Annotated in this window: 16 protein-coding genes; 12 read left to right on the top strand and 4 right to left on the bottom strand. The window is 61.0% G+C overall.

What is annotated here, in order from left to right; translation table 11 throughout:
- From F8N96_RS32015 to F8N96_RS31995, 5 genes are all read left to right on the top strand, one after another.
- Complete coding sequence (locus F8N96_RS32015) at positions 1-1581, top strand: VWA domain-containing protein (RefSeq protein ID WP_150801174.1); 1581 nt, start codon at positions 1-3, stop codon at positions 1579-1581.
- Positions 1578-3107: a BatD family protein gene (locus F8N96_RS32010; RefSeq protein WP_150801173.1), complete on the top strand. Its 1530-nt coding sequence runs from the start codon at positions 1578-1580 to the stop codon at positions 3105-3107. The genes F8N96_RS32015 and F8N96_RS32010 overlap by 4 nt, the downstream gene beginning before the upstream one ends.
- Positions 3104-4132 (top strand): HAD family hydrolase, encoded by a 1029-nt coding sequence (locus F8N96_RS32005; RefSeq protein WP_150801172.1) that lies wholly within the window; start codon positions 3104-3106, stop codon positions 4130-4132. Before F8N96_RS32010 ends, F8N96_RS32005 begins: the two co-directional genes overlap by 4 nt.
- 70 nt (positions 4133-4202) lie before the next feature.
- On the top strand, positions 4203-5783 hold the full coding sequence (locus tag F8N96_RS32000; RefSeq protein WP_150801171.1) for an arylsulfatase: 1581 nt from the start codon (positions 4203-4205) through the stop codon (positions 5781-5783).
- A gap of 200 nt (positions 5784-5983) precedes the next feature.
- The gene (locus F8N96_RS31995) at positions 5984-8497 is read left to right on the top strand and encodes a fused MFS/spermidine synthase (RefSeq protein WP_150801170.1); all 2514 of its coding nucleotides are present in this window, start codon (positions 5984-5986) and stop codon (positions 8495-8497) included.
- A gap of 135 nt (positions 8498-8632) precedes the next feature.
- Here the strand turns inward: F8N96_RS31995 and F8N96_RS31990 are convergent, their stop codons facing one another.
- Positions 8633-9304, bottom strand: coding sequence for a DUF3313 domain-containing protein (locus F8N96_RS31990; RefSeq protein ID WP_150801169.1), 672 nt, complete (start codon positions 9302-9304; stop codon positions 8633-8635).
- 213 nt (positions 9305-9517) lie between these two features.
- Between F8N96_RS31990 and F8N96_RS31985 the strand changes: the two genes are divergently transcribed.
- From F8N96_RS31985 to F8N96_RS31970, 3 genes are all read left to right on the top strand, one after another.
- Positions 9518-11863 carry a tetratricopeptide repeat protein gene (locus tag F8N96_RS31985; protein ID WP_150801168.1) on the top strand — a complete coding sequence of 782 codons (2346 nt, stop codon included), beginning with the start codon at positions 9518-9520 and terminating at the stop codon, positions 11861-11863.
- Between the two features lie 230 nt (positions 11864-12093).
- Positions 12094-13521, top strand: coding sequence for a cytochrome-c oxidase, cbb3-type subunit I (gene ccoN, locus F8N96_RS31975; protein ID WP_150801167.1), 1428 nt, complete (start codon positions 12094-12096; stop codon positions 13519-13521).
- A gap of 15 nt (positions 13522-13536) precedes the next feature.
- A complete protein-coding gene (locus F8N96_RS31970; RefSeq protein WP_150801166.1) occupies positions 13537-13758 on the top strand; it encodes a cbb3-type cytochrome c oxidase subunit 3 in 222 nt (73 codons plus the stop codon).
- A gap of 184 nt (positions 13759-13942) precedes the next feature.
- Here F8N96_RS31970 and F8N96_RS31960 read toward each other — a convergent pair whose 3' ends face one another.
- The 3 genes from F8N96_RS31960 to F8N96_RS31950 all read right to left on the bottom strand — a co-directional run bounded on the left by F8N96_RS31960 (position 13943) and on the right by F8N96_RS31950 (position 16182).
- On the bottom strand, positions 13943-14437 hold the full coding sequence (locus F8N96_RS31960) for a hypothetical protein (protein ID WP_150801165.1): 495 nt from the start codon (positions 14435-14437) through the stop codon (positions 13943-13945).
- Positions 14438-14685: 248 nt separating this feature from the next.
- The gene (locus tag F8N96_RS31955) at positions 14686-15666 is read right to left on the bottom strand and encodes a LysR family transcriptional regulator (RefSeq protein WP_150801164.1); all 981 of its coding nucleotides are present in this window, start codon (positions 15664-15666) and stop codon (positions 14686-14688) included.
- A 75-nt stretch (positions 15667-15741) separates the two neighbouring features.
- Positions 15742-16182 (bottom strand): carboxymuconolactone decarboxylase family protein, encoded by a 441-nt coding sequence (locus F8N96_RS31950; protein WP_150801163.1) that lies wholly within the window; start codon positions 16180-16182, stop codon positions 15742-15744.
- A gap of 206 nt (positions 16183-16388) precedes the next feature.
- On the opposite strand from F8N96_RS31950, the gene F8N96_RS31945 reads away from it, so the two are divergent.
- The 4 genes from F8N96_RS31945 to F8N96_RS31930 all read left to right on the top strand — a co-directional run bounded on the left by F8N96_RS31945 (position 16389) and on the right by F8N96_RS31930 (position 19790).
- Complete coding sequence (locus tag F8N96_RS31945; RefSeq protein WP_150801162.1) at positions 16389-17822, top strand: PLP-dependent aminotransferase family protein; 1434 nt, start codon at positions 16389-16391, stop codon at positions 17820-17822.
- A gap of 123 nt (positions 17823-17945) precedes the next feature.
- Positions 17946-18239, top strand: coding sequence for an antibiotic biosynthesis monooxygenase family protein (locus F8N96_RS31940; protein WP_150768171.1), 294 nt, complete (start codon positions 17946-17948; stop codon positions 18237-18239).
- A 191-nt stretch (positions 18240-18430) separates the two neighbouring features.
- Complete coding sequence (locus F8N96_RS31935) at positions 18431-18850, top strand: cupin domain-containing protein (protein WP_150801161.1); 420 nt, start codon at positions 18431-18433, stop codon at positions 18848-18850.
- 229 nt (positions 18851-19079) lie between these two features.
- On the top strand, positions 19080-19790 hold the full coding sequence (locus F8N96_RS31930) for an ATPase (RefSeq protein WP_150801160.1): 711 nt from the start codon (positions 19080-19082) through the stop codon (positions 19788-19790).
- Positions 19791-19957 lie beyond the last annotated feature (167 nt).

Raw genomic sequence — 19957 nt, 5'->3', positions numbered from 1 at the left:
ATGGAGATCAACCTCAGCGACTTCCACTTCCTGCGCCCCCTGTGGCTGTTGCTGCTGCCGTTCGGCGCCCTGCTGCCATGGCTGTGGCGTCGCAGTCGTGATGTGCAACGGCGCTTGCGCAGCAACATTGCCGAGCACCTGTTGCCGCATCTGTTGATCACGCCGCAGGATCAACAGCGCCTGCGGCCGGTGCATCTGGTCTGCGCCCTGTTGATGCTGGGTGCCATCGCCGCCGCCGGACCGACCTGGGAACAGGGCCGTCCGCCATTCCTGGAGAACCGGGCGCCGCTGATTATCGCCATCGACCTGTCGCCGTCGATGGACGCCAATGATCTGCCTCCGAGTCGCCTGGAAGCGGCCAAGCACAAGCTCCACGACCTGATCCAGCGCCGCGCCGGTGCCCGCAACGCCCTGATCGCCTATGCCGGCAGTGCCCACCTGGTGTTGCCGCCGACTGACGATCCGGCGTTGCTCGACAGCTTCATCCAGGCCCTGAGCACCGATCTGATCGGCAAACCGGGCAAGGCTGTCGGTCCGGTGATCGAGCAAGCCAAACGCCTGCTGGCCGCAGAGCAAACCCCGGGCACTTTGTTGCTGATCACCGACGGTGCCGACACCACACAACTCAGCGGTCTGGATCAACAACTCAACGATAGTGCGCTGCAAGTGCTGATTCTGGCCGTGGGCAGCGAGGATGGCGGGATCATCCACGACGCCAACGGCCAGCCGCGTACCGACAGCGACGGTCGCCCGGCGCTTGGCAGTTTTGATCAGGCCGCGCTCAAGCAACTCGCCTCAGCGCTGGACGCGCCACTGGGCAGCCTGACGCTCAATGACGACGATCTGGACTGGATTGAACTGCACGCGCAGCAGCATTTCCAGAGTGCCAGTGACGAACAGCGCGAGCTGCACTGGAAAGACGCCGGCTACTGGCTGTGCTGGCCATTGCTGCTGATCGCCTTCTTCAGCGTGCGCAAGGGCTGGAGCCTGAACTGGATGGCCGGGTTGCTGCTGGCACTGGGCATCGGATTTGGGCCGGCACCGGCCGAAGCCAGTGCCCTGACCGACGCGTTCTTCACCCGGGACCAACAAGGGCGCTGGGCATTCGAGCATGAGCAGTATCCGCAGGCGGCCGCGCTGTTTGTCGATCCGTACTGGAAAGGCATCGCCGCTTATAACGCCGCCGATTTTGACCTGGCGCTGGCCAGCTTCGCGCGCCTGGACACTGCGCAGGCGTATTTCTATCTGGGCAACATCCATGTGCGGCGTTTCAAGTTCGATGAGGCGATCGCGGCCTACACCCAGGCGCTGAAATTGCAGCCGCAGTTCCCTGAAGCCACGGCCAATCTGGCGCTCGCCATCGCCTTGCAGAAAGACACCGAAAGCGCCGAGCAGAACACGCCCGAGGTCAAGCCCGACGAAATCAAAATGGACAAGGCACCGGGCAAGGGCCAGAGCAAGGCGGTGCAGACCGAGCAGGCGACCTCGGATGAGCTGTGGCTGCAGAACCTGAGCACTTCGCCGGCGAAGTTCTTGAAGCAGAAGTTCAGTTTGCAGGATCAGGCGGGGGGCAGGCCATGAACAGTCTGGTAGACCGCGTCGCGGCCTTCGCTGGCAAGCCAGCTCCTACAGGTGATTTGTGTACGCCGCAAATTCCCTGTAGGAGCTGGCTTGCCAGCGACGGCGTCCGCCCGGTCACCGCAATACCCGTCCCCACATCGAATCTGTATGCACCGCAATCCCCCTGTAGGAGCTGGCTTGTCGGATCGCCGAACCGCAGCGAAGGCGTCCGCTCATTCAGCACAGGATTGAGCGCCTTGCTCATTTGTCTGCTCAGCACAGTTACCTCTGCAGCCGAACCCGAACTGCGCATCCAGACCCGCCTGCACCCCACCACCCCCACCATGGTCGGCGGCCTCCTCGAACTGCAACTCGATGTCCTCACCGATACCTGGTTCACCAGCGCCCCCACCCTGCCCGACCTGAAGCTGCCTGGCGCACTGGTCCTGCCCCCGGACGGCCACGCCGAGCACTTGAACCAGACCCTGGACGGCAAGTCGTTCAACGGCCTGCGCTACAGCTACCTGATCAACCCGAATCTGGCCCGGGGTTTCGACATCCCGGCGCTGATCGTGCGCGCCACACCGGGCCAGGCCAGCGCCGAGTTGAGCGCTCAAGGCCAGCCACTGCACTTCACCGCAGCGCAGCCGCCGGGGTTCGAGCCCGGGGAACCGGTGCTGGTCGCCCAAGGACTGCGGTTCACGCAACAGACCCTGACCCCGGCACACCCGCTGAAAGTCGGGGACAGCCTCACCCGGCAATTGACCCTGCAGGCCGATGGCGCCCTGGCAATGGCGTTGCCGACGCCATCACTGGGCGACATTCCGGGCCTCAGCCGCTACCCGAAGGCGCCACAGATCAGCACCCTGGACGACGGTCGTGGCCACTTCACCGGCGGCCAGCGCGTCGACACCGCGGTCTATCGTATCGACAGCGAAGGCCGCCACAACCTTCCGGCCATCGAGCTGAAATGGTGGGACGCCAGCAGCGGACAAACCCGCAAGGCGCAAGTGCCTGCCGTGACCTTCGACGCCGTGGCCAACAGTGCCTATCGGCCGGTGTTCTCGATCACCGAAGACCTGAACAACCTCGGCCGGCAAAGTCGGCTGCACTTCTCCAGGCATTGGCTGGGGCTGTCGGCGTTGCTCTTGGGCGTGACGCTGTGCGCCTGGTTTGCACGCCCTGTCATGCACCGTGCCTACCTGCAGTGGCAAGCCCGGCGCCGCGCCCGGCACGCCGTCTGGCTGGCGTCCGCCGACTGCGCCTGGCGGCTGATCCCGCCACAACTGGATGCCCGCCCCGCCCAATTGAGCGCGCTTTATCTATGGGTAAGACGCAGCCGCCTGGGCCTGAAACTCGGCAGCCTCGGCCTTCGCCTGCAAGACCTGTTACGCGCCTGTTACAGCCGTGAACCGACCGAAGATCAGGCGCTGCGCCAACTCAGGCAATCCTTGGCTACGCTGAAAAATCAGGCCAAACCCGACAACGAATCAACTGCACCCGCACTGCGACCACTCAATCCCGTTCACGAGAAGGATTTCCCATGACGAACCCGATTTCGATCCGCCAGGGCTACGGGCTGATGCTCCTGCTCACCCTGGTACTGAGCCTGCCGGCGCTGGCCCAGACCCGCGAGCCACTGCCCTCGTGGAACGACGGCCCGGCGAAAAACAACCTCATCGAGTTCGTCCGGACGGTAACCGATCAAGGCAGCAAGGACTTCGTCAAACCCGCCGATCGCATCGCCGTGTTCGACAACGACGGCACCCTGTGGAGCGAACAACCGGCGTACTTCGAATTGCTGTTCGCCTTCGACGAGGTCAAGCGCACCGCACCGCAGCATCCGGAATGGAAAACCACCCAGCCGTTCAAGGCTGTGCTGGAAAACGATCACAAGGCCCTGGGTGAGTCGGGCATGGAAGGCCTCCTGAAGATTGTCGGCGCGACCCACACCGGCATGACCACCGAGGCGTTCGATGACTATGCCAAGACCTGGCTCGCCCGGGCCCGTCATCCAAAAACCGGCAAGCCTTACACCGAGATGATCTACCAGCCGATGCTGGAAATGCTCGATTACCTGCGCAGCCAGGACTTCAAGACCTACATCGTCTCCGGTGGCGATACCGCGTTCATGCGTGCCTTCGCCGAGCAGGTTTACGGCATCCCGCCGGAACAAGTCATCGGCACCACCTTCGTCACGGCGTACCAGCTCAAGGATGGCCAGCCGTCGATTGTGCGTACGGCCAAACTGGCCCACAACGATGACGGGCCGGGCAAACCGGAAAGCATCGATGCCGTGATCGGGCGCCGACCGATCCTGGCGTTCGGCAATTCCGATGGCGACCTGCAAATGCTGCAGTGGACCGCCGCCGGTCCAGGCAAACGCTTCATGGGGCTGGTGCATCACACCGATGCCACGCGCGAATGGGCCTATGACCGCAACTCCGATATCGGCCGTCTGGACAAGGCCCTGGATGAAGCAAAAACACGTGGATGGACGATCGTCGACATGGCGTCCGAATGGCGCCGGATCTATCCGTTCGAGCCCGCCACACCCGAGCAAGTGCAATGAAAAGCGTTACGCAGGATCGCAAACAACGTTTGTCCAACCTCGCGACACTCGCTAAAAAGGAGCAGGTCAGATGACTCGCATACGCAAGTGGCTACCGCAACTCGCCCTGGTGGCGGCCTCGGTCATGGCGATTTCGGCGACTGCCGGGGCCGCTGAAAAACCCAATATCCTGGTGATCTTCGGCGACGACATCGGCCAGACCAACATCAGCGCCTATTCCATGGGCGTGGTTGGGTACAAGACACCGAACATCGATCGCATCGCCAAGGAAGGGATGATGTTCACCGACTATTACGCGGAGAACAGTTGCACCGCCGGACGATCGTCGTTCATCACTGGCCAGACGCCGTTGCGCACCGGTTTGTCGAAAGTCGGCCTTCCGGGTGCAACCGTGGGCCTGCAAAAGCGTGACATCACCATTGCCCAGGCACTCAAATCCCAGGGCTACGCCACCGGCCAGTTCGGCAAAAACCACCTCGGCGACCGGGATGAGTACTTGCCGACCAACCACGGTTTCGACGAATTCTTCGGCAACCTGTACCACCTCAACGCCGAAGAAGAACCCGAACGAGCGAACTGGCCCAAAGACAATCCGGAATTCACTAAGGCCTTTACCCCCCGTGGCGTGATCCACAGCTTCGCCGACGGCAAGATCGAGGACACCGGCTCGCTTAACACCAAGCGCATGGAAACCATTGACGACGAAACGACGGCGGCGGCCCAGGCGTTCATCGAGAAGCAGGCCAAGGCAGACAAGCCGTTCTTCGTCTGGATGAACACCACCCGCATGCACTTGTTCACCCACGTGCGCGAGTCGATGAAGGGTCAGAGCGGCATGGCTGGCAACGATTACGCCGATGGCATGCTCGAGCATGACGGCGATGTCGGCAAACTGCTGAAAACCCTCGATGACCTGAAAATCGCCGACAACACCATCGTTGTCTACACCACCGATAATGGCCCGAACCAGTTCTCCTGGCCAGACGCAGCGACCACGCCGTTCCGTAATGAGAAAAACTCGAACTGGGAAGGCGCATTTCGGGTACCGGCGATGATCCGCTGGCCAGGCAAGATAAAACCGGGGGAAGTGTCCAATGAAATGTTCTCCGGCCTTGACTGGTTCCCGACCCTATTGGCTGCCGCAGGCGACACAGAAGTGAAAGACAAGCTGCTCAAGGGCTGGGCACCAACTTCCGGGGGCACCAACTTCAAGGTGCATCTGGACGGCTACAACCAACTGCCGTACCTGACCGGCCAGCAACCGAAAAGCGATCGCAAGGAGTTCTACTACTTCAACGACGACGGTGTACTGGTCTCGATGCGCTACGACAACTGGAAAGCGGTGTTCTGTGAACAACGTGAGCCTGGCGGCTTCAAAGTGTGGAGCGAACCATTCGTGTGCCTGCGGGTACCGAAGATTTTCAATCTGCGCATGGACCCTTATGAACGCGCCGACGTGGTTTCCGATCAATACGCTGACTGGACCACCAAGAATGTTTACCTGACCGAGGTCGCGGTGGTGAAGTCGGCTGCATTCCTGCAGACCTTCGTTGACTACCCACCGAGCCAGAGACCCGCGAGCTTCAGCATCGACCAGATCCGGCAGGCGGTGGACGCCAAGATCGCAGAAAAAATGAAAGCGGCACAGTAAGACCGCTTGACCGCCGCTCGCCATCATCGGCGAGCGGCCCCTTTTCCAGATGAAAACACGTACCCCATGTAGGAGCTGGCTTGCCAGCGAAGGCGTCTGCTCAGGCGATAAATGTGGCGACTGACACACCGCCTTCGCTGGCAAGCCAGCTCCTACAGGGGGGGTGTATTGAATTCGAAACTTGTACAAGGCAATAGCCCATGTCCTCACGTGTCGCCAGCAAGTCGTCGGCCATCCCTGCCGCTCACATCAAAGCCCCGGCGCTGCTGATCCCCGCCCTGCTGCTGTTCGTCTCCGGTGCCGCGGCGCTGGTGTATCAGGTGCTGTGGATCAAGCAACTGTCGTTGGTGGTCGGTGTCGAGGTCTACGCCATCACCACCGGGATCAGCGCATTTTTTGCCGGCCTGGCATTGGGCGGCTGGCTGTTCGGCCGTTGGGCGGATCGCTTGTCGCAGCCGGTTCTGCTCTATGCGGCGCTCGAAGTGCTGGTCGCCGTGCTCGGTGTCGGCGCGACGTTCGCCATGAGCCTGGCGGCCAGTCCGTTCGCCTGGCTGGAACAACAGGTCGGCCTGCTGGCCTGGGCGTTGCCGTTTGCCTTGGTCGGGATTCCGGCGCTGCTGATGGGCGGCACCCTGCCGGTGCTGGTGCGCTCGTTGGCCGCCGACCCGCAACAATTGGGCAAGGCCGGCGGTCAGCTCTATGCAGCCAGTACTGGCGGGGCCATCGCCGGCACCCTGCTGGCCGCGTTCGTGCTGATCGCGACCCTCGGCGTGCGCGGCAGTGCCCTGGCGGCGGCGATGCTGAACTTGCTGGCCGCTGCCGGCGCCTTGTGGTTTCAACGTCACCGCTCGTTGCCGCTCGATGCCCCTGCCAAACACCCGTCCAGCAAGGCACCAGACCGTTTGGCCCTGTGGCTGTACGCCATCGCCGGCGGCGTGGCCCTGGGTTACGAAGTGGTCTGGTCGCAATCCATCGTGCAGTTCATGAGCACCCGCACCTACGCCTTCGCCGTCGTGCTGGCGACTTACCTAACCGGGCTGTTTCTGGGCAGCGCCCTGCTGGCCCGTCGGGTCGATCGCCTGCGCGATCCCTGGGGAGTGTTCGCTGTGCTGATCGCCGGCGCCGGGCTGGTCTCCTTGCTGGAAATCGCCCTGCTCGGGCGCTGGCTGGTGGTCGCCCAAAGCCTGGCCGAAAGCTGGGTGTTGTCGCTGGGCGCCAGCGAACTGCTGGGCATGAGCGCGCGGTTTGCAGTCGCGGCATTGAGCATTGTCTTCGTACCGACGCTGATGCTCGGCGCTGCTTTCCCCTTGGCCCTACGGCTGAGCGTCGGCCATGAGCGGGTCGGTCGGGATGTCGGCGCGGTGGTGGCGTTCAACACCTTGGGGGGGATTATCGGGGTCATGCTTTGCGGGTTCGTATTGATCCCGCTGCTGGGACTGGTCCATACCCTGGGGCTGTTGGCGATGGTCGCCGCCGGGATCGGTTATTGCGCAGTGCGCAAGGGCCATGGCGTGAAGAAAGGCCGGCGTCAGGCCGTGGTCGCGCTGGGCTTGCTGTCGGTGGCCGTGGCGTTGCTGACCCCGGCGGACAAACTCGCCAGCCTGCTCCCCGGCGCGCGCAACGCCACCCTGGCCTTCTATGAAGAAGGACGCGGCGGGACCGTGGCCGTGGTCACCCAGGGCAAAGGGCAAAAAGCGTTCCAGCGCCTGTACATCCAGGGCGTGTCCAACACCGGCGACGCCATGCCTTCGTTGCGCTACATGCGCATCCAGGCGCTGCTCCCGCTGTTGATCCACAACGGCGAACCGCGTTCGGCGCTGGTGATCGGCTTTGGTACCGGCATCACCGCTGGCGCCCTGACCCGTTATCCCGGGCTGGAACGCCGGGTCGTGGCCGAGTTGCTGCCCTCGGTGGTCAAAGCCGCGCCATTGTTCAAGGGCAACTTCAATGCCGCCGCGGATCCGGCCGTCGATGTCCGGTTGCGGGACGGTCGCCAGGAACTGCTGCGCAACCCGCAACGCTACGACTTGATCACCCTCGAACCCCCACCGCCCTCCGCCGCCGGGGTGGTGAACCTGTATTCCCGGGATTTCTATCAACTGGCCGCCAGTCGCCTGGAACCCCAGGGCCTGGTCGCCCAGTGGTTGCCCCTGCCCACCCAGAACATCGACGACTCGCGCTCACTGGTGCGCAGCTTTCTCGATGTCTTCCCTTACGCCACCTTGTGGACCAGCGAGTTCCACGAAATGCTGCTGGTGGGTTCGCTGGCGCCGATCGTGCTGGATGCGGCGAAAATCAGCGAGCGCTTCCAGCAAGACAGCGTACGCAGCACCTTGCAGGACGTGGGCATCGGTTCAGCCGCTGCGTTACTGGCGACCTGGGTTACCGATCGTGCCGGCCTTGAACGCTTTGCCGCTGACGCACCCGCCGTCACCGACGACCGGCCACGGATCGAATATGCGCCGTGGGTTCGTTCCAGGGAAATTACTCGCGTATTGCCGACGCTTCTGGACCTGCGCCAGCCGCCGGTGCTGGTGAGCGCGGACGCCGGCTTCCATGAGCGCATGAACGCGCATCAGCAACGGCTGATGCAGTTTTATCGGGCGAGCCTGCATGCCTATGACGGCGACCGGGATGCCTGGGCCAGGGATATTCGCGAGGTGATGCGCGAGGATGGGGGGAATCCGTATTTCCGGTGGTTTGTCGGGGAGTGATGTGGCGCCTGAACAACCGCTTTCACGAGCAAGCCCGCTCCCACATTTGATCTCTGGTGCACACAAAATGTGTGGCCGCAACAGATCAAATGTGGGAGCGGGCTTGCTCGCGAAGAGGTCCTCAGCCCCGATGAATTACTTGGCCTTGAGCTTCAGATACGACTGATGCAAATCCGAAGCCCAACCATCGATCACACCCTTCACATCGTCGGCCTTCATTACCTGCTCCTTGTTTTCCAGCGGTTTGCCGGTGCCCTTGCGCACCACCTGGGCCAGAACTTTGTTGTTGCCGCCGTCCAAGAACACCGCTTCCGTGGCCAGGTCGGTTTCCTGATCGCGAATGCCGCTGGCCGTGCTCACCGCCGCGGCCACCAGGGCGATCGGGATCACTTCATAAGGCTTCAGGCCCTCGGTCTTGCTACTGACGGCAGTAATCGCTGCACGCACTACGAGCACACCCGGGCCCGGGCCAGCCGCCAGCGGCAGGGATTTACCCACTTCGCGCTTGAGCGCCTGATCGTAATAGCTGGTGATACCGTTCAGAGTGCCCTGAGGGATCGTTGCAGTCGGTTGGGGTTTGGGGTAGAGCTGGGTCGGTTCAATGTAGACACTGCGGTACTTGTTGATGTCGAGCTTGGGATCGACCCAGCGCATCACGGTAGCACCCGAGGGTGACTGGGCTTCCTTGAGTTGACTGTAATCCTTGAGGAACCCCGAATACTGGTCCGGCTCCACGACTTTACTGGCGCAGCCCACCATTGAAATCGAGGCAACGCACAGAGTGCTCATCATTAATGCAAGCTTCATGCTGTAACTCCTGTAAGCGGTTCGACAAGGGTACGAACAAGGGTCTTACAGGTATAGCCAATGCAGCGCCTTTTGCTGTGAAAATCACAATATTCAACCGATTGCAGCCACCGGATCGCAGCCGTCATTTGACAGACACCGGCCATCCGGCAAAGCTGCATTGAGCTGTAACGCGCGCCTGACGGCAAACGCACCTGGACTATGGAAGTCGCAATGCCGAACAAAAATAAAGCGCCTGCACCGAACCCTGATTCAGCACCGACCCTGATCGCCCGTTATCTGTTTCCCGTCACCCTCGGTGTATTGCTGATGGCCGTCGCGGGCATCGGCTGGTTTTTGTTCAGCAGCCAACCGCCCCCCACGGCCGCGCTCAGGACGCCCGCCGCCGCGCCGGACAAGCCGCAACCGGTAGCCCAGGCACCGGCGAAAATGGTCGATGAGCAACAATGCCAAGGCTGCCACAGCGAGCAGGTCAAGGATTGGCAAGGCTCCCATCACCAATTGGCGATGCAAACCGCCACTGCCGAAACGATGCTGGGTGACTTCAATAACGTCACCTTCAAGGCAGAAAACGAAACCACCCGCTTCTCGCGCAACAACCAAGAATTCTGGGTCAACACCCCGGGCATCGATGGCAAGAACGCCGACTTCAAGGTGGCCTACACCTTCGGCATCGCGCCGTTGCAGCAGTACCTGATCGAGGACGGCGAAGGTCGGTTGCAAGCCTTGGGCGTGGCCTGGGATAGCGAAAAACAGCGCTGGTTTCACCTGTATCCGGGCCAGGGCGTGAACTTCAAGAATCCGCTGCACTGGAGCAAACCGAGCCAGAACGCCAATTTCATGTGTGTCGAGTGCCACACCACCGGCTACAAACGCAATTTCGATCCGGTCAAAAACACCTTCGACAGTCACTGGAACAGCCTCGGTGTCGGCTGCCAGGCCTGTCATGGCCCGGCGTCCAGTCACCTGGCGTGGACCGCCAGCAAAGGCGACCTGATCCACGCCGGTTTTGCCGTCGATCTCAAGGACAAGGACGCCACCGTCGAGCTCGAAACCTGTGCCCGCTGCCACGCCCGTCGCGCCCCCTTGGGCGATGGCTTCACCGTCGGCAAGCGCTTGATGGACGATTACCTGCCGAGCACCCTGACCCGCGAGTTGTATGCCTTGGATGGGAAGATCAAGGACGAGGTGTTCGAACACGGGTCCTTCGCCCAGAGCAAAATGTTCGACAAGGGCGTACGCTGCAGCAACTGCCACAACCCCCACAGCACTCAACTCAAGGCACCGGGCAACGGCGTCTGCCTGCAATGCCACAACAGCGCCGGCAACACCTCGGTGGCGGGCGTCGACGGCAAGGGCCTGCAGGCGAAGAATTACGATTCGATCGACCACACCCGCCACAGCATGGGCCAGCCCGGTTCACAGTGCGTGGATTGCCACATGCCGGGCAAGTTCTACATGGGCAATGACTTTCGCCATGACCACAGCTTCAGCATCCCCGACCCTGTGCGAGCGAAAAAACTCGGCACCCCGGACGCCTGCCTGACCTGTCACCAGGGCAAGGCCGGCGACAAGGTCACCGAACAGTTCAAGCTCTGGAACAGCGCCACCCCCGCCCAGGCTCCGCGCTACGACGAGAGCCTGTGGCTGATCCGCAACGGCCGTCCCGGCGCGGCGCAAGCCTTGTACGAGCAGTTGCAACGCAGCAATCTGCCAGCGATTCAGCGCGCGACCTTACTGGCCGAACTGCCGCTTTACCCTAGCGAGCAGGCGTTGAAACTGGCCACCAGGGACTTGAGCAACCCGGCGCCGCAAGTGCGCGAAAGCGCCGTGCGGGCAATCAGTGCGTTCCTGCCGCCGGCGGAGCGTGCGCCGCTGCTGACGCCATTGCTGGGGGATCCGGTGAAGGCCGTGCGCATCGCCGCGGCCCGGGACTTGCTCAGCGTGGCCCGCTCTGGTTTGGGCAGTGCCCAGGCCAACTGGAATGCGGCCATCGCCGAGTACGAAGCCGTGCAAAAAAGCCTGGCCGAGCGCGCCGAAGCCAACCTCAACCTGGCCATGCTCTATCAAGCCAGCGGGCGCGGCGGCGACGTCGAAGCGCTGCTACGTACAGCCCTCAGGCGCGATCCGGATTTCTATCCGGCGCTGGTGACCCTGGTGCAATGGCTGGAAGCCGGCGGGCGCGGTCAGGAAGCCCAGGCGCTGCTGCAACAGAGCCTGAAAGAGCATCCGGACGCCGCCCTGCTGCAACATACCCAAGGCTTGGCGTTGATTCGTGCTGGCCAGACGGACCAGGCCATGCCGGCCCTGCGTAAAGCCGCTCGACTGGAGCCACAGAACGCCCAATACGGCTATGTCCTCGCGGTGGCGTTGCACGACAGTGGCAAGGTCGATGACGCCTGCCAGGAATTGGAAAGACTGTTGAAAGAGCAGCCAGCCAACCGCAATGCCCGGCTGGCGCTGATTCAGTATTACCTGGAGAACGGGCAGGAACCGAAGGCGCAGGTGTTATTGCAAGGCTGGAAGAAGATGAACATGGGGGATCCGGCGTTGAAGTGATCGGGGGGCCAAGTCAGGACTATGGACCTGCAGCGCAGCGCGTTAAAGATTCACCTGAAGGCCAATAAACCGTATCAGCGTGGAGAAGATGACCGCAGGCTGGCTCTCATATCTGATCCGCATAAATGACGTTTTCCTGAGCCTGTTTTGTTTCCGGCGGGGTTTCTACAGTGCATGACCTGCCAGACCGGGTGGCCTGGCACCACTTTGCAACCGTGGAAGCACTGACCATGAGCACAGCAACAATCGGCCAGGCCTATAACTACAAGGTCGTCCGCCAATTCGTCGTGGCAACCATCGTCTGGGGTGTCGTGGGGATGGCGATGGGGGTGTGGATCGCCTCGCAACTGGTGTGGCCTGAGATGAATCTCGACCTGCCATGGACCACCTTCGGCCGTTTACGCCCGCTGCACACCAGTCTGGTGATTTTCGGCTTTGCCGGCAGCGCGCAGTTCGCCGCCAGTTACTACGCGGTGCAACGTACCTGCCAGGTACGGTTGTATTCGGACAAACTCGCCGCGTTCACTTTCTGGGGCTGGCAATCGGTGATCGTGGTGATGCTGGTCACCCTGCCGCTGGGCTACACCACGACCAAGGAATACGCCGAGATCGAGTTTTCCGGCGCGGTGTGGATGACGGTGGTCTGGGTTGCTTACGCCGTCGTGTTCTTTACCACCGTGGTGCAGCGCAAGACCAGCCACATCTACGTCGGCAACTGGTTCTTCGGTGCATTTATCGTGGTGATCGCGATGCTGCATGTCGTCAATCACCTGGCGATTCCAGTGGACTGGTTCAAGTCCTATCCGGTGTATTCCGGAGCGACCGACGCCATGGTCCAATGGTGGTACGGCCACAACGCCGTCGGCTTTTTCCTGACTACGGGCTTTCTCGGGATGATGTATTACTTCGTGCCGAAACAGGTCGGGCGGCCGGTGTACTCCTACCGGTTGTCGATCGTGCATTTCTGGGCGCTGATCACCCTGTACATCTGGGCTGGCCCGCATCATTTGCACTACACCGCGCTGCCGGACTGGGCCCAGTCGCTGGGCATGGCGATGTCGCTGATCCTGCTGGCACCGAGCTGGGGCGGGATGATCAACGGCATGATGACGCTCTCGGGTGCCTGGCATAAATTGCGCACCGATCCGATCCTGCGTTTCCTGGTGCTGTCCCTGGCCTTCTACGGCATGTCGACGTTCGAAGGGCCGATGATGGCGATCAAGACGGTCAACGCCCTCTCCCACTACACCGACTGGACCATCGGCCACGTGCACGCCGGTGCCCTCGGCTGGGTGGCGATGATCACCTTCGGCTCCATGTATCACATGATTCCGAAGGTTTTCGGCCGCGAGCAGATGTACAGCACGCCCCTGATCAACCTGCACTTCTGGCTGGCGACCATCGGCACCGTGCTCTACATCGCCTCGATGTGGGTCAACGGCATTACTCAGGGCCTGATGTGGCGCGCAATCAATGACGACGGCACGCTGACCTACTCCTTCGTCGAGGCGCTGCAGGCCAGCCATCCGGGGTTTGTGGTGCGCTTTGCCGGAGGGGTGTTCTTCCTCAGCGGGATGTTGCTGATGGCGTACAACACCTGGCGCACGGTGCGGGTGGCGGACGTGGCGATGGCCGGGCGTGAAGCGCAGATAGCCTGAGGCGAGGAGCTTGAGATGATCGAGGTCGTGCTGAATATAGTCGGCGTGATGGGGCTTTGGTTGGCGGTTGAATACTGCCTGAAGCATCAGACGGCTGAGAGTCTGGAGGATGCGAGCCTGATTCCGTTTGCCGATGATCCGGAGGTGGCGCGGCGGGTGGAATTGGCGACGGGGAAGACGGTTAAAGCGGTGGCGCCGGAGGTAGAAAAACCTGGGTGGGTGAATCTGCAAATGTGAGGTGCAGTCACTGACGTCTTCGCTGGCAAGCCAGCTCCTGAAGGAGCTGGCTTGCTCCGGGCGGCGTTCCGACGATGGTCGTCAACGATGACGCGGCAAATCTGACATGCCGCGTCGTTCTCCGGTTTTTCGCGAGCAAGCTCGCTCCTACAGGAGCTGGCTTGCCAGCGAAAGCGGTCTCGGATCAGCCGCGGTCGCGCGGGATCAGGCTCTGCAACTGCTGCGCCAGGAAGTTTGCATCGAACGCAAAGGTGTCCGGGTCTTTCAGGCCGTTGGTCTTGCGCCACTGCCAGCTGTTCGACGGCGGCAGGCACACCAGCGAAATGCTGCCATACCGCGCGGCAGTCAGGCCCATCACCGCCAGGGATATCTGGCCACCGGCACCCATCACATCCGGCACGAACTCCACCGGTTTGCCGGCTATGACGATGCTCAGTTTTTCGGTCTTGAAGGTCGAGGTCTCGAGCGGAACGCTGGGTCCCGATGCAACATAGGCCTCGCGGCTCACTTCCAGCAGGTTGGGCGCCTTGACCGGTTCCAGCCACTGCTGGATCTGATCGAACAGCTCACTAATGCGCGTCGCCCACACGGCCGATTGCGACTCAAACAGTTGTTTCTTGTGCGCTTCGCTTTCTGCGTAGTGGCGAAGCATCTCACCCAGTTGCTGTACGTCGTCCATTGCGGTGTTCCTTTGATTGAAGCGGTGCTGCGGACTTTGAGCATGGCAGATGCGCGCTGGCGGCGTACGACTAAAAGCGTGAGCGGTACTGACTGGGGGTGACCAGTAACGCATTCTTCCGGTATGGCGAGACCCCATGTAGGAGCTGGCTTGTCGGGTCGCCGCACCGCAGCGAAGGCGGCCTCGAGCCTTGCAATGCCCATGACGACGCCTTCGCCAGCAAGCCGGCTCCTACAGTTCAAGCGCGTTCAGCTTTCGAACCACTCCCGCCGCTCTTCGAAGGTGTTGTGGATCAACTCGACGATCATCCGCACCCCGGCCTCTTCCCGGGAATCGGCATTGACCGCCATCCACACCTGGCGCTGCATCGGTTGCCCGAACAGTCCCGGCAATGCCACCAACCCCCGGTCGAACCGGCTCATATAGTGCGGCAGCAGGCCAATGCATGCGCTGCAGCGGATCATCTCCAGCATCAGTTCATAGGAATGCAACTGCACCACCCCCGCCAGGCGTTGATCCACCACATTGTTCCATGGCCGAAAATGCTCGACCTGACGATCATGCTGCCACTGCACCAGCATGAAATCGGCCAGGTCTTCCAGGCTGTCCGGCCGGGCCGCGACCCGCGAATAGCGCTTGGCGATGTGCGGCAGGTAATCGAGCCGCGCCAGCCCTTGGGGTTCGCTGGTGAAAAAACACGGGCCTGGCAACGGTGAATCAGTGCCGGCCAGCCATACCACCACGTCGGCACTGATGGCTTGCAGGGACAATTCGCTGTCCAGGGAGATGATGTCCAGGCGTACGCTGGCATTGCGGCGCAACAGCGAGACCAGGTCGCGGCCGAGAATGTCGTGCAGGATGGTTTCGCTGACGGCCAGGCGTATCAACGGCTGTTCGATCACCGGCAATTCACGTTCATGGGCCAAGGCGATCAACTGCGCCTGCAGCTGCAAACCATCACGGCTGAGGGCAAGACCATTGTCGTTATGGCTGAACAGTGAACACTGCAATTGCGATTCAAGCTGCGCCAATTGTTTGCGCAGCAGGGTCGCCTTGATGTTGAGGCTACGGGCCGCCTGCATGAAACAGCCGCACCGGGCAATGACCCGGAACGACTGCACGAGCTCTGGATCGAGCGCCGCCGCCAGCGTGCGCCAGGACAGGGTAGTGGCTACAGGCGCGCGATAGCGGGCGACTCCTTGACGGCCTGAGGTTTCCATATAGGGCATCGATGACTCCTTGTCGATCCGTTTCCGAAGCCTCCTATCTTGAGCGTCTTTCATGAACCTGGTGTGACAGTTGCCTCACTCGCTGGGGGTCTGCCGAAAACTCACCGCCAGGCGATTCCAGCTGTTGATGGTGGTGACGGCGATGGTCAGGTCCACCATTTCGTTTTCGTTGAATTCCCTGCGGGCCTGTTCATAGACGTCATCCGGCACATGACTTTCCGACAGCAGCGTCACCGCTTCGGTCCACGCCAGCGCCGCGCGTTCCCGAGCGTTGAAAAAGCCGCTGTCGCGCCAGACCACAATCGAATACAGCCGGCGATCGGTCTCACCGAGACGCCGGGCATCCACCGAGTGCATATCGGTGCAGAAGGCGCAGCCATTGAGTTGCGAGGCGCGGATCTTGATCAGGTGCAGCAAGGCCGGCTCGATGCTGAGGTTGCTGGTCAAGGCTTCCATGGCAATCATCGCTTTCATCGCCTTGGGCGAAGCGCTGTAGTAATCCAGACGGGGGCTCATGGGGCAACCTGATTGATCGGACGTGTACATCCAAGGTAGACGCTGATGCACGGGCGTTACAGATCCAATTCAGCGAAAAACCGCTGCACCACTCAGGCAGCAGACCAATCCGCAGTTTTTCGCCCACGCAACTATTGCGCAGCCGCTCATGCAGGTAATCTGGCGCGACGCACACGCGCCACAACCGCTGCAGGAGCCTCGCCGGTATGGAACTTCATGTTGTCATCAACGGCCGCAAGGACTTGTCAGGCCAGTTGTACCAGCAGCTGCGCAGCGCCATCGAATCCGGCCGCCTGGCAGCCGGGACGCAGCTTCCGCCCAGCAGGTTGCTGGCGCAACAGCTGGGCATTTCGCGCAAGACCATTTCCGACACCTACACCCAGCTGACCTACGAAAACTTCCTGACCGGGGTGATCGGCAAAGGCACCTACGTCAACGCCCGCGCGGCGAAAGTCACCCGGAAACAGAGCCATTCGGAACTGGCCGGTTTTGATGTCATCGAGACCTGGCGCAACCTGCCGGTGTTTCTGCGCCATCCGACCCTGGAAGGCTCGTTGCGCTACGACTTCATCGGCGGCGCCACCAGCAAGGGCCAGTTTCCCCAGGACGACTGGCGGCGCTGCACCTCGCACGCCTTGCGCCAGATCGCCGGTTCCAAGGGCTTTTACAGCTTGCCCGAGGGCCTGCCGGCGTTGCGCAACGCAATTGCACGGCATATCGCGTTTTCTCGCGGGGTCAACTGCCAGGATGAGGACGTGGTGGTGTGCAACGGTGCGCAACAGGCGCTGGACCTGATTTCCCGGGTCCTGACGAGCCCGGGCAGCCTGGTGGCCATGGAAGACCCCGGGTACCCGCCGGCGCGCTTGCTGTTCGGCACCCACGGCGCCCGTGTGATCGGGGTGCCGGTAGATGCCGAAGGCCTGCAGGTCGACAAGATTCCCGAGGGCACCCGGCTGATTTACGTTACCCCGTCCCACCAGTTCCCCCTGGGCATGCCCATGAGCCAGGAGCGTCGGGTGGCGCTGCTGGAACGGGCCTACGCCCTGGGCGCGATCATCATCGAAGACGATTACGATAGCGAATTCCGCTACGAAGGCCGTCCCACCGACTCCCTGCAAAGCATGGATGAGCGTGGGATCGTCGCTTATGTCGGCACCTTTTCCAAAACCCTGTTGCCGGAATTGCGACTGGGTTATGCGATTCTGCCGCCGGCCATTCTTGAAGCGGTGATTCGCGCCAAGCAACTCACCGATCTGCACACCTCCACCCTGCCCCAATGGGCACTGGCCAAGTTCATCGCCGAAGGCTGCCTGCTCAAGCACATTCGGCGCTGCCATACGATCTATGCCGGGCGCCGCGAACGAATCCTCGCGCGCATGGCCGGCGACCTTGCGCCCTGGCTTGAGGCCGTGCCGACCACGGCCGGCTTCCACATGGTGGTTATGTGCAAAGTGCCTATCGATATTCCATTAGTGATTACGCTCGCCAGAAAGGTCGAAGTCGGCCTTTACGCCATCGACAGCTTTTTCTACCAGCAAGCACCACAGGCCGGGTTTTTCCTGGGCTTTGGCGCCATCGAAACCCTGGACATCGACATCGCCCTGGACCGTGTTCGGGACATTTTGCAGCAGGTCGCCTGACGGATTGGTCTGGGTTTTTATCCGGCGATTGGCTATTGGTGGTCCGATGGGCCAGGCCTATCCTGAATGGGCGTGATCTCTCAGTGAGCAGGATTCGTCCGGCCTGATTCAGGAGTGTGAGCAATGTCCAACGAAGTGATCAATACCGTGAAGGTGCAGGCTGCGGCCGGCCGCTCGGAAGAGCTCGGCAGGCAACTGCAAAAAATCGTCGAAACCCTGCGTGAACTACCGGGTTGCGACTCCTATATGGTGGACCGCTGCCCCGAGGACGACACCCGCTGGACAGTCAGCGCCCGCTGGCAATCGGAAGCCGCCATGCAGATGCATTTCAACAACCCTGAAGTGCAAGGCTTTATCGGCCTGATCGACAGCCGACTGGCCAACGCCGTCGACTTCAATAGTTTCCCTATCGTTTAAAAAGTTAGATCGCAGTCTCCAGCCACTCCTGCAGGGCAACGGGTACCCCTGCAGGAGCTGCCGAAGGCTGCGATCTTTTGATTCCAGCGTTGCCAATTGGTCCCCTTACCTTCGCGAAAATTGGCTGTTTGATTGCCCCGGCTGGCGAATTACCGTGGTCCCTGACAACTCACCACCGCAGGTAATGAACCATGAAAGCTTTGCGTTTCTGTGCTGCCTCCATCGCCACCCTGGCCCTGACCGTTTCAGCCGCTGCATTCGCCCATGAAACCGGCGCCCCTTCGGAAAAAGTCACGGTATTGCAGGACCAGATGCTGAAAAACGTACCGGGCAAAAAAGCCTTGATGATCGAAGTCGACTATCAGCCCGGCCAATCGTCGATCGCTCACAAGCACGAGGGAACGGCCATGGCCTACGTTCTTTCCGGTGCCGTCACTTCCCAGGTGAAGGGTGAAAAGGAGATGACCTACAAGACTGGCGAATATTGGTACGAGGCGGCTGGATCGGAACATCTGGTGTCGAAAAATGCCAGCGCTACCCAGCCTGCCAAGTTGTTGGTATTCATGGTGCTGTCGCCGGAAGAGAAAGTCTTGATCCCTCTGGAAAACTGATAGCTGTTACATCAGCCATAAATAAACAGGCAGTCATGACGAATTGGAACCTGTTTATTTCCCGAAGCAATTAGCCGGCACCTTTTAAACCAAACAAAAACTAGTGATCACCAGTCTGGGTCAAAGATGGGCTCTTACAATGAGCCGCGACAGGTTTAGTCTGGAATCACCGCCGCCCACTACGGCATCTAAAGCATTCCAACTCAAGTTGTTTCACTGGAGAAACACCATGAAACTTGCGCTTGTCAGTACCTTGACGATGACGGTTCTTCTAGCGGGCTGTTCGGTTCCCACTGCACCGAAAGCCGTTTCTTCCCTCGGCAGCCTGTTCACCGAACCGGTCGGCCGCAGCAGTGCCACGAGTGTCACCAGCGGCCGCAACGTGTCCCTGGGCCTTGTCTACAGTCACAATACCCAGGCCAACCGCGCCTACCTTCAGCGCTACCAGGCCAACGCCGGTACAGGTTTCGGTCAGAGTCTGCTGGTGCAGTCCATTCACGATGCCTATGTGGCCACCTCAAAACCGGACCTGGCCGTGGACTGGGTCAAGGCTTCCCTGCAACGTCAGTTCGGCTCGGTGACGGTGTATCCGGACCTGCAGAGTCTCAGGGCGGCGAAACCGGATGTTGTCGCGATAGTCGATACCCGCAGTCAGTTGATGACGTCGCGCAGCTCGGACATCGAGGCGGATGTCCGTGCGATGTTCTATGATTCGAACTTCAACTACATTGGTACTGCACAAGGGTATGACGCTAAAGCGCTGAGTCCGTTATGGGCGGATTATAAGCGCAGCGAGGAGATTGTTGCGGACATTAATGAACAGCAGAATGTACAAGTTCGGGCGCTGCAGAAGTTTGACCAATCGCTCAGTAATTTATTGACCGGGCCGACAGATAAAGTGTCGATGATTGATAATAAAACAGGCTGGAAGTTGTATTGAGGCAAATGGCCTTTTAAAGATCGTTCCCACGCTCTGCGTGGGAATGAATCTCGTGGCGCTCTGCGTCACAGCCTCAACAGCGGACGCAGAGCGTCCGTGGCGGCATTCCCACGCAGAGCGTGGGAATGATCAAAACAAAAAAAAGCCCCGCATCTCTCGATGCGGGG

The organism is Pseudomonas fluorescens (assembly GCF_902497855.1).
Classification (GTDB): Bacteria; Pseudomonadota; Gammaproteobacteria; order Pseudomonadales; family Pseudomonadaceae; genus Aquipseudomonas; species Aquipseudomonas fluorescens_BI.
This window is presented reverse-complemented; position numbering and strand designations above follow the sequence as displayed.